We start from the raw sequence: 10,090 nt of genomic DNA, 5'->3' as shown, positions 1-10,090 counted from the left end.
CGACTGGAAGTAGAAGGCGTGAAGCCAGGCATATTTCGCATCGGTGCGGGCCTTGCGACTACCGCTTTGACGGTGATCGCCTCGACCGCTTGCGGGGCGGGCGAACCCCGCCCTGTCCTTCCGAAGGCCGTGCAGCATTCCGAATTGGTCGGCCGGTGGGACGGGGCGTCGAAATGCGGCTCGCCCGTCATCCGGCTGCGTGACGACTACACCTTTTCCGGCAAGGACGTCCCGGTCGCGTGGGACGGGCCCGTCCCGGACGCGAAGGTGACGCGCCGTTCGGCCGAAGGGAAATGGCATGCGGTCAACGAAGATCCCGGCCTGCCGCCCTACCTGGTGCTTCGTTTCGATCATCAGAACGACCATCAGACTCTGCCGTTCCTCCTGGAGCAGGGGGAACTGCAGATGAGCGGGAGTGTCCAGGCGGACGGAGGGGATCCCTATTCCTATCCGTGTCGCTACAGACGTACTTCCGCCGACCCCGACTTCGGCCGATAGCGGACCCGCCCGAAGGTGTGACGGGGATCACAGGCCGAACCCGTGATGATCCGGCGCCCGGTCCCGCTGGGTTCTGGGGAGGGCGTGGGGAATCCACGGCCCTCCCGAGGTGCCAGGGGGACCGGGGGAACACACCGGTTCATACACGAGGGGTGGGACCGATGGACCGAGTCAGCCGCACGCTGCGGGCCGCCGACATGAGCGGCCATGCCTCCGCGTTCGCCACCCGCACGACCGCGAAGACGCGGCTTCCCCTCGACTTCTCCGCGGCCAGCCTGCGCATCGTCGACCGCGTGGTGGACGGTCTGCGGCGGGGGGCGGGCGACCCGGCCGGCGTCGCACCGATCCTCCAGGAGCTCGGTGCGTACGTCGGCGAAGTGCTCGTCCGGCAGGCGCGGGCCCGCTGGGTCGACTTCGACGGCATGACGTCCGAACTGCTCCGGCAGTCGGTCGGCGTCCGGACGCCCGACGGACGGGCGTGGAACCCGCTCGGCAAGGTGATCAACCGCTTCGAGCTGGGCCCCGACGAATCCGCTTACGGGCTCTTCCTGCTGGTCCCGCGTCGTCCGAAGGACCTGCCGCTGCCCCAGGGGACGGCCGACGGCCGGCGACTGACAGCCGCGTAGGGGGATGCGCCGGGCGGCGCGACGCGGGAAGGCCGGGAGAGGGTGAACCCTCCGACGAGGAGCGGCACGCCGCCCCGGCGTCGGCTGTGCGGCGCCGGGGCGGAGGGGGAGGGTCAGTACGTCAGGATGCCCGGGTCCGTGATGTCCGGGGTGCCTGTCTCGATGTGGCCCGCGAGGCGGCGGAGGTAGTCGGGGGACGCGGGGGTCGTGATCGTCACGTCGTACCAGTGGTGGCCCGAGGCGAGGGTGACCGTGTGGGTGGTCGTGGCCGCCTTCGGGACCGTGATCGTCTGGGGCGTGCCCCCGTAGGCGTTGGTGACCGTGACGGTCGTGGCGGACGTCGTCGGGTTCGTGACGGTGAGGTCCAGGTTGCCCGTGGCCGCGTTGTGCCGGGCGGTCACCTCCGGGACCGCCGTCCTGCCGGGGGAGCGGAAGCGGCGGAGGAAGCCGTTGGGGCCGTGGACCGTGAGGTCGGTGAGGCCCTTGCTGTACTTGGTGTTCCAGGTGTCCGCGATCGACTTGTTCGCCTCCGCCGTGTACGTCCACGGGGCGTCCGTGCGGTTCGCCGAGGTCACGTAGAACTGGGCGCCGGCCGCGGGGCCGCCGCTGAAGGTGAGGCGGTAGGTGCCCGCCGCCACGTCCGCCGCGCCGTCCACGTACGGCGCGTACTTCAGCGGGCGGGTCGGCTTGGCGCCCGGCTCCTGGCGGGGCATCGTGCCGACGGCCGGGGCGGTGGCCAGGAAGTCGGGGTGGCGGTTCCTGTCCGGCGGGTAGTAGCCGGCCGTCGGCGGGAGCGGGGCGGGCTGCGGGTCCGTGCGCGTGAAGTCGAAGGCCGAGGTCAGGTCGCCGCAGATCGCACGGCGCCACGGGGAGATGTTCGGCTCGCGCACCCCGAAGCGGTTCTCCATGAAGCGGATCACCGAGGTGTGGTCGAAGGTCTCCGAGCAGGTGTAGCCGCCCTTCGACCAGGGGGAGACGACGATCATCGGGACGCGCGGGCCGAGGCCGTAGGGGCCGGCGACGTAGCCCGTCTTCCCGGGGAAGTAGTCGAGCGTCGTGGGGGCGGTGGAGAGGCCCTGCGCCGCCGAGCCCGGGGCGTAGGGCGGGACCACGTGGTCGAAGAAGCCGTCGTTCTCGTCGTACGTGATGAACAGCGCCGTACGGGCCCACACGTCCGGGTTCGAGGTCAGCGCGTCCAGGACCTGCGCGATGTACCAGGCGCCGTAGTTGGCGGGCCAGTTGGCGTGCTCGGAGAAGGCCTCGGGGGCGGCGATCCAGGAGATCCGGGGCAGCCGGCCGGCCTGCACGTCGGCGCGCAGGACGTCGAAGTAGCCCTCGCCCGCCTTGGCGTTCGTGCCCGTGCGAGCCTTGTCGTAGAGGGGGTTGCCCGGCTGGGCGTTGCGGTAGTTGTTGAAGTACAGGAGGGAGTTGTCGCCGTAGTTGCCGCGGAAGGCGTCGCTGATCCAGCCCCAGGAGCCGGCCGCGTTCAGGCCGTCGCCGATGTCCTGGTAGATCTTCCAGGAGACCCCCGCCGCCTCCAGGCGCTCCGGGTAGGTGGTCCAGCCGTAGCCCGCCTCGGCGTTGTTCAGGACGGGACCGCCGCCCGTGCCGTCGTTGCCGACGTACCCGGTCCACATGTAGTAGCGGTTCGGGTCGGTGGCGCCGATGAACGAGCAGTGGTACGCGTCGCAGATGGTGAACGCGTCGGCGAGAGCGTAGTGGAAGGGGATGTCCTCACGGGTGAGGTGCGCCATCGTGGCCTTGGTCTTGGCCGGTATCCAGTTGTCGTACCTGCCCTTGTTGAAGGCGCTCTGGCCGCCCGCCCAGTCGTGGTTGAGGCCCTGGAGGTACTCCATGCCCAGCTTGTCGCTGGTCGGGCGGAAGGGGAGCGTGACCTTGTTGCCGTCCGACTGGTTCCAGACCGACTTCCCGCTGGGCAGGGTCACCGGGCGAGGGTCGCCGAAGCCCCGTACGCCCTTCATCGCCCCGAAGTAGTGGTCGAAGGAACGGTTCTCCTGCATCAGGACCACGATGTGCTCGATGTCCTGGATCGTTCCGGTGGCGCCCTGCGCCGGGATCGCGGCGGCGCGGGCGATGCTCTCCGAGAGCATCGTGAACGCGGCGGCGCCGCCGGTCAGCTGCAGGAACCGGCGACGGTTGATGTCGGCCATGGGGGGTCTGCTCCTCCGGTGTGAGTACGACGGTGGGGTGCGGGTGCGGGTGCGGGTGCGGCAGCCGGGCGGGCCGGCCGACGGGCGCCCCAAGAAGAGCGCCCGTGAACCACCGCCAGGAGGCCGTCCCATGACTGCCCGTCGTACGGCGGACGAATCCCCCGTGCCCGAACGTGAAAACTCACAACCGCACGCCCCCGGTGGGTCGATGACCACCGGGGGCGTGCGGGAAGCAACAGAAAACCACTCGCCGGACTACTCGACGACGAGCTCGACCTCGATGTTCCCGCGCGTGGCCTTCGAGTAGGGGCAGAAGGCGTGCGTCTTCTTCAGCAGGGTGAGGCCCGCCTCGCCCTGGAGGTGGTCGGGGAACTCGGCGCGCATCACGACCGCGAGGCCGAAGCCGCCGTCCGCCGGGTCCTTGCCGATGGAGACCTCGGCGGTGACGGAGACCTCGGAGATGTCGATCTTCTCCTGGCGGGCGATCACGCCCATGGCGCTGGCGAAGCAGGCCGCGTACCCGGCGGCGAAGAGCTGCTCCGGGTTGGTGCCCTGACCGTTGCCGCCGAGGGCCTCGGGGTGGGCGAGGGGGAGGTCGAGGCGGCCGTCGGAGCTGACGGCGCGGCCCTCGCGACCGTTGGCGGTGGCGACGGCGGTGTAGATCGCGTCCATGGGTTCTTCCGTTCCTCGAAGGGGCCGTGTCGTGCTGCCCTCATATTGTTAGTGCGCGATTCAGTTGTGCACAACTTAATCGCGTGTGATGCGCGTCTCCCGTATCCTGGACCCCATGGACGAGGACTTCCTCCGGCTCGACAACCAGATCTGCTTCTCCCTGCACGCCGCCACCCGCGCCTTCAACGGCGTCTACCGGGGCGCGCTCAAGGAGCTGGGGCTGACCTACCCCCAGTACCTCGTCATGCTCGTGCTCTGGGAGCACGGCGAGCTGCCCGTGAAGGGGATCGGCGAGCGCCTGCGGCTCGACTCCGGCACCCTGTCCCCGCTGCTCAAGCGGCTGGAGGCGGCCGGATACGTCGAGCGCCGCCGCAGCCCCGAGGACGAGCGGTCCGTCACCGTCCGCCTCACCGGCGACGGGACCGCCCTGCGCGAGAAGGCCCTCGGCGTGCCGCGCCGGATCGCCGCCGCCACCGGGCTCGACCTGGCGGAAATCGGAGAGCTGCGGGAGCGCCTCCACGCACTGGCCGCCCGGCTCGACGGGGTCGACCCCGACGACGTGGCCGCCGCCTGCGGCTGACGGTCGCTTCTTGTGAAGTGACGGTCGCCTCTTGTGAAGTGACCGCCGTTCCTTACGAAGTGACCGCCGTTTCTTACGACGCCGTGATCACCAGCGCCGCGTTGTGCCCGCCGAAGCCCACCGACGTGGAGACCGCGAGGCGGAGCCGGGCCCCCCGGGCCGTCGTCGGGACGTCCAGGTCGATGCCCTCGCCCGGCTCCGCGAAGTTCGCGGTCGGCGGCACGGTCTCCTCCGCCAGCGACAGCACCGTGAGCGCCGCCTCCACCGCCCCCGCCGCGCCCAGCAGGTGCCCGGTCACCCCCTTCGTCGACGTCACCGGCGGCCGGTGCGGAAGGAGCGCCGCGAGCACCGCCGCCTCCACGGTGTCACCGCGCGGGGTACCCGTCCCGTGCGCGTTGACCAGGTCGACGTCGCCCGGCACCGCGCCCGCCTCCGCGAGCGCGCCCCGGACGGCCGCCGTCAGACCGGAGCCGTCCGGCCGGGGCGCCACCACGTGGTGCGCGTCCGACGTCGCCCCGTAGCCCGTGACCAGCGCCCGGGGCCGGACCCCGCGCGCGGCGGCGTCCGCCGGGCGCTCCAGGACCAGGAACCCCGCGCCCTCCGCCATCACGAAGCCGTCCCGGTCCCTGTCGAAGGGCCGCAGCCCGCCCGCCGGGTCGTGGAACCGGTGGGACAGCGCGCCGAGCCGGTCGAAACCGGCGACGTAGAACGGGCTCAGCGACGCCTCGGCCCCGCCCGCCAGGACGATGTCGCAGCGGCCCAGAGTCAGCAGGTCGAGCGCGACGCCGATCGCCGTGGCGCCCGCCGCGCACGCCGTGGTCACCGCCGTCGACGGGCCGCGGATCCCGAACTCGACGGCCAGCTGCCCCGCGACGGAGTTCGGCAGCGCACCCGGCACCGCGAACGGGGACATGTCCCCGGGGCCGTCCGTCCGCAGCACCTCGCGCTGCGCCTCGAACGTGAGGACGCCGCCCGCCCCGATCCCGGCGACCACGCCGACCCGCGCCCCGTCCCAGCCGGCGGGGTCCAGGCCGGCGTCGGCGAGCGCCTCCCGCGCCGCGACCAGCGCGAGCAGCGCGCTCCGGTCGGGCCGCCGCACCGTCACCGCCCTGCCCAGGTCCCCGGGCAGGGCGGGCGCGCGGCAGGCGAGATGACGCAGGCCGTCCCGCTCTTCGAGGGCGGCGGTGGCCTTCCCGGCACGGACGGTCTCCCAGGTCGTCGCGGCGTCCGCGCCGGCCGGGGTGAAGAGACCGATGCCGGTGACGGCGGCCCCGGTGCCGCGGCCCGTGCCCGCCGCCCCCGTCGGCGTCGGGCCCGGCATCAGGCCACCCCCGCGTACCGGCGGACGAGGCCCTCGATCGCCGCGACCGTGGGCGCCGCGTACAGCTCCTCCTCAGGGACCGGGACGCCCCGTTCCCTGCGGAGCACGAGGGCGAGCTCGGTGAGGAGGAGCGAGTCGAGCCCGGCCTCCTCGCGGGTGGACTCCGGGGCGATGTCGGCCGGGTCGAGACCGAGCGAGACGAGCAGGGTCTTCAGTTCGTCGAAGGTCATGGCATTCCTTACGAAGGTTCAGCGCGCGGCGCACGCGCGCGCGTGGTTCAGGCCGAGCAGCACGCACACGTCCGTCAGGAGCGGCACGTGGTACGCGAGCGGCCGGGGCCCCGCCTGGTCCGGACGGGAGACGAAGCCGCCGTCCGGCCGCTGCCGCTCAAGCAGGTGGCGTACCGCCCGCCCGGTCGCACCCCGGGCGGACGGCACGGTCGGTGTCCGGGCCACCGCGATCAGCGCGTACGCCGTGCTGATCGGGTCGCTCGGATCGGACGGCACGTGCCCCCAGCCGCCGTCCGCGTTCTGCGTGTCGAGCAGCCGGGACACGGCCCGCGCCCGGGCCCGCGCCACCTCCGCCCGGGCCGGATGCCCCGGCGCCACGGCCAGGAAGGAATCGTGGGCGAGGACGGTACGGAACAGGGCGTTGCTCTCGTTCAGGCTCCAGCTGCGCTCGAAGGGGCCCGCGGCCTCCTGCCGGGCCACGACGAACCGGACGGCGGCCTCCACCGCCGGCCGGTGCGCGGGCTCGGGGGCCAGCGCGTTCACGGCCGCCGCCGTTATCGCCACCTCGGAGGCGGTGCCGTGCTCGAAGGTCGGGAAGCCGCCGTCCGCGCCCTGCCGGGCCAGCAGGTACCGCTCGCCGGCCGCCACCTCCGCGCCGAACAGCACCGCGCCCGTCGCCCGCAGGAACTCCACGCAGTACGAGGTGTCGTCCACGTCGCTCTGCCCGACACCCCGGTCGAACCCCCAGCCGCCGTCGGCGTTCCGGTGCTCCACCAGGGCCGCCGCCAGGGCCCGCAGGGTGTGCGCCGGGGCTCCCGCCCCGGCCAGCGCGAGCCCGCCGGTCGCCGTCGCGAACACGTCCATCCCCGTGATGAACGGCAGCCCGCCGTCCTCGCGGAGCCAACCGCGCAGCTCCCGCGCCCGCGCCCGCACCGCCTTCGCGTACCGGGGGCGCAGCCGCAACGCGAGCAGCGCGAGGACCCGGGCGAGGTGGTTGCCGTACGGGGGCGGGCCGGGCAGCGCACAGGGTTCGAGCGCCCGCCAGTCCTCGTCCGTGACGAGCCGCGGCGCACCCGTCCCGAAGGCGTACAGGGCCTTGAGGGCGGCCATCTCCGTGATCAGCCACCGCTGTTGGCCGCGGGCCTCGAAGAGCGCCTCGGGGGAGGGGAGTTCGGGGAAGGGGTGGGCGCCCAGCTCGGCCAGGAGCGTCTGGAACATCAGCCGCTTCCGTCCGGCCGTGAAGTGGTCGAAGCCGCCGAGCAGCCGGGCGAGCGCGCCCCGCCCGTCCACGTACTCGCCGAGGGCCGCGCGGGCGGCGGCCTCCTGCACGGGGTCGGGGGCGCCCTCGTCCACGGCCGTCTTCAGGCGGCGCGTCAGCCGCTCCTGGGCGTCCGGGTCCACGCCCGTCACCGTGAGCAGCCGCAGGGCCAGGGCGGATTCCAGGATCCGGCTGTCGCACGGCGCCCGGAGCAGTCCCCCCGGCCCGGCGGCCGCCACCAGACGGGTGGCGAGCCGCGCCCGGGCGCGGTCGAGCGGCCCGGCCCCCGGGAGGGGTTCCGGCCGGGGACCGGGGACGGCGAGGGAGGCGCCGGGTAAGGGCAGCGCGCAGTACGTCATGGGGAGGTGTCCTTCGGTGCTGTCGTACGAGAGGTGGGGTCCCGACCGGGGACGGGCGGTGGGGGCGGCCAGGGGTGGCCGGTGGGTGGTCAGGGGGCAGGGGTGGTCAGGAGGCTTCGGGCGGTGGGAAGGCACTGTGCGCACCCTCCGAGCCGCGCGCGCCGGCGCGCCGCACGGCCGTCGCGCCGTGAGACCGTCGTGCTGCACGGTGCCCGTGCTGCATGGCGCCCGTGCCGTACGGGCTCCGCGGGGTACGGGCTTCGCGGGGCGGGAGGTGCCGTGCGGGAGGTGTCGTACGGGCTCCGCGCCCGTCGGGTCGGCGGGGCGAGGGACGCCGTACGGGCTGCGCGCCCCGGGCGGTCAGCCGGGGAAGAGGCGCCGTACCGCCTCCGCGCCGGCCGGGACCAGCGGGGTGTAGCCACCGGTCAGGACCGCGAGCGGTGCGACGAAACCGCACCAGGCGATCTCGCTCGGATCCGGCCGGGGCGCGCGGTCCGCCACCCAGCGGTGGACCGTCAGGAAGCAGGCGCCGTGCGGATCGTCGACGCGGAGCCGGTACGCCTCCGTCAGGCCGGGCGCCTGGTCCCAGCCCAGCTCCTCCCGGAGCTCCCGGAGCGCGGCCGCCCGGTACTCCTCGCCGCTGCGGACCGCCCCGCCGATCAGGACGTCGTAGTGGTCCGGGTAGGCCGGTGCCGAGGCGGTCCGCCGGTAGAGGAGGACCCGGCCGGCGTGGTCGGTGCAGACGGTCGCCGCGTACCGGCGGAGCAGTCCGGCGGGCGGCCCGGCGGCCCGTCCGCCCTGGGCGACCACCCGGTCCCGGGGATCGACGTAGTCGACGCGCTCGGAGACGCACCCCTCGGAGGCGTACCTCTCGGGTGCGTGCCTCCCAGAGGCGTATCTCCCGGCGGCGCGAGTCTCGGAGCCGCGCCCGTCGGGAGGGAACACCTCGGGCGGGAAGGCGTCGGACGGGCGCCTGTCCGGTGCGGGCGCGTTCACGTCCGCTCGCGGACGCGCGCGTGCAGCGGGCCGGCCGGGCGCAGGTTGATGCCGAACACGGGCTCGCCCACCGGCCCGGTCGTCTCGACCGTGAACCGGGAGAGGAGCGCGCCGAGCAGCACCTCCATCTCCCGCATCGCGAACCGCGTCCCGAGACAGGCCCGCGGGCCGATGCCGAAGGGGAGGTACGCGCCGGGCGGCAGCGGCGACCGGGCCGGGAAGCGGCCGGGGTCGAAGGCCTCGGGCTCCGGCCAGACCTCCGGGTCGCGGTGGGTCAGGTAGGGGCAGACGAGGAGGTCCGTACCGGCCGGGATCGCCCAGCCGTCCAGTGTCTCGTCCGCCGGGCTGTGCCGGGGCAGGAGCCAGCCCGTCGGGTAGAGCCGCAGCGTCTCGGAGAGCACCGCCTCGACGGCCGAGGCGTCCCCCGACGCCCGCTCCATGACCTCCGGGTGGGCGTCGAGCAGGACGAAAGCCCAGGTCAGCGTGCGGGCGCTGCTCTCGTACCCGGCGACGAGCAGGGTGACGAGCTCGTCGCGGATCAGCCGGTCCGTGTACGCCGGATCCGTCGCGGCCGCGTCGAGCAGCCGGTCCAGGACGCTGGGACCCGGCTCGCGGCCCACGCCCGGCTCGCGGCCCACGCCCGCCGTGCGGATCACGCCCGGCTCGCGGGACCCTGCCCCGGCGCCGTCCTTCCGGTGGCGGACGCGGGCGTCGGCGAGCGCCCGGAGGATCCGCTCGTCGAGCGCGGCGATCGCCGACTCGACCTCCGGCGGCAGCGCGGCCGAGCCGCCCACGTCGGCGGGGAGCGCGGCGACGATGTCCTGCACGGCCGCCAGGTCGACGTACGTCTCCCGGTCCAGGGGCCGGTCCGTGAGCGAGCGCCAGATCGTGTCGACCGTGAAGAACTGCACGTCCTCGGCGATGTCGGTCGGCGCGCCCCGGCGCGCCCGCTCCGCCCAGCGGTCGACGACGCACGCCGCCGCCCCCGCGATGTGGTGCTCCCAGCGCTGGATGCCCCGGCCCGTGAACATCGCCTGGAGCAGCTTCCGCTGGGACCGCCAGGCCTCGCCCGTGGCGGTCAGCATGCCGTCCCCGAGGAGGGGTCTGGCCCGGTGCGACCGCTTCACGTACCGGTCGCCGCCGACGCCGAGCACCTGGTGCACGTGCCGGGGTTCCGTGACCAGGACCGCCGCCCGGCCGCCACGGCGGAACCCGGTCAGCCGGCCCGGCGTGTGCGCCTGGCGGAGGAGGTCGACGAGGGGTGCTCCGGAGGCGGTCCAGGCCGTCACGGCGTCGTCGTCGAGGAAGTCGGGAAGCATGCCATCCGTCACGCATTGCGATTGCATGATGACGTATCGTAGCGGTCCGTGCGATCTTCA

10 protein-coding genes are annotated in these 10,090 nt (G+C 73.9%); 3 read left to right on the top strand and 7 right to left on the bottom strand.

The annotated features are described in order from the left end of the window. The first annotated feature begins 72 nt into the window (after positions 1 to 72). Positions 73 to 498: a hypothetical protein gene (locus tag ABZ318_RS06080; protein WP_356901303.1), complete on the top strand. Its 426-nt coding sequence runs from the start codon at positions 73 to 75 to the stop codon at positions 496 to 498. Between the two features lie 161 nt (positions 499 to 659). Then, positions 660 to 1,124, top strand: a complete 465-nt coding sequence (locus tag ABZ318_RS06075; protein ID WP_356901302.1) for a hypothetical protein — start codon at positions 660 to 662, stop codon at positions 1,122 to 1,124. A gap of 113 nt (positions 1,125 to 1,237) precedes the next feature. Here ABZ318_RS06075 and ABZ318_RS06070 read toward each other — a convergent pair whose 3' ends face one another. Together ABZ318_RS06070 and ABZ318_RS06065 are read right to left on the bottom strand one after the other, a co-directional pair. Continuing rightward, positions 1,238 to 3,295, bottom strand: coding sequence for a phosphocholine-specific phospholipase C (locus tag ABZ318_RS06070; protein ID WP_356901301.1), 2,058 nt, complete (start codon positions 3,293 to 3,295; stop codon positions 1,238 to 1,240). A gap of 255 nt (positions 3,296 to 3,550) precedes the next feature. Next, positions 3,551 to 3,967 carry an organic hydroperoxide resistance protein gene (locus ABZ318_RS06065; protein WP_356901300.1) on the bottom strand — a complete coding sequence of 139 codons (417 nt, stop codon included), beginning with the start codon at positions 3,965 to 3,967 and terminating at the stop codon, positions 3,551 to 3,553. A gap of 115 nt (positions 3,968 to 4,082) precedes the next feature. Here ABZ318_RS06065 and ABZ318_RS06060 point away from each other — a divergent pair, with 115 nt between their 5' ends. After that, the gene (locus ABZ318_RS06060) at positions 4,083 to 4,547 is read left to right on the top strand and encodes a MarR family transcriptional regulator (protein ID WP_356901299.1); all 465 of its coding nucleotides are present in this window, start codon (positions 4,083 to 4,085) and stop codon (positions 4,545 to 4,547) included. Positions 4,548 to 4,620: 73 nt separating this feature from the next. Here the strand turns inward: ABZ318_RS06060 and ABZ318_RS06055 are convergent, their stop codons facing one another. The 5 genes from ABZ318_RS06055 to ABZ318_RS06035 all read right to left on the bottom strand — a co-directional run bounded on the left by ABZ318_RS06055 (position 4,621) and on the right by ABZ318_RS06035 (position 10,042). After that, the gene (locus ABZ318_RS06055) at positions 4,621 to 5,868 is read right to left on the bottom strand and encodes a beta-ketoacyl-[acyl-carrier-protein] synthase family protein (RefSeq protein ID WP_356901298.1); all 1,248 of its coding nucleotides are present in this window, start codon (positions 5,866 to 5,868) and stop codon (positions 4,621 to 4,623) included. Then, positions 5,868 to 6,098, bottom strand: a complete 231-nt coding sequence (locus ABZ318_RS06050) for an acyl carrier protein (RefSeq protein ID WP_356901297.1) — start codon at positions 6,096 to 6,098, stop codon at positions 5,868 to 5,870. Before ABZ318_RS06050 ends, ABZ318_RS06055 begins: the two co-directional genes overlap by 1 nt. Positions 6,099 to 6,116: 18 nt before the next feature. Next, positions 6,117 to 7,715: a prenyltransferase/squalene oxidase repeat-containing protein gene (locus ABZ318_RS06045; protein ID WP_356901296.1), complete on the bottom strand. Its 1,599-nt coding sequence runs from the start codon at positions 7,713 to 7,715 to the stop codon at positions 6,117 to 6,119. 360 nt (positions 7,716 to 8,075) lie between these two features. Further along, entirely contained in the window at positions 8,076 to 8,711 is a 636-nt protein-coding gene (locus tag ABZ318_RS06040) for an NUDIX domain-containing protein (RefSeq protein WP_356901295.1), read from the bottom strand. Next, the gene (locus ABZ318_RS06035) at positions 8,708 to 10,042 is read right to left on the bottom strand and encodes a cytochrome P450 (RefSeq protein WP_356901294.1); all 1,335 of its coding nucleotides are present in this window, start codon (positions 10,040 to 10,042) and stop codon (positions 8,708 to 8,710) included. The genes ABZ318_RS06040 and ABZ318_RS06035 overlap by 4 nt, the downstream gene beginning before the upstream one ends. Between the last annotated feature and the right edge of the window lie 48 nt (positions 10,043 to 10,090).

It is taken from the genome of Streptomyces sp. NPDC006197, assembly GCF_040613865.1.
Lineage (GTDB): Bacteria > Actinomycetota > Actinomycetes > Streptomycetales > Streptomycetaceae > Streptomyces.
The sequence above is the reverse complement of the archived record's forward strand: the minus strand, read 5'-3'. Positions and strand labels throughout refer to the sequence as shown.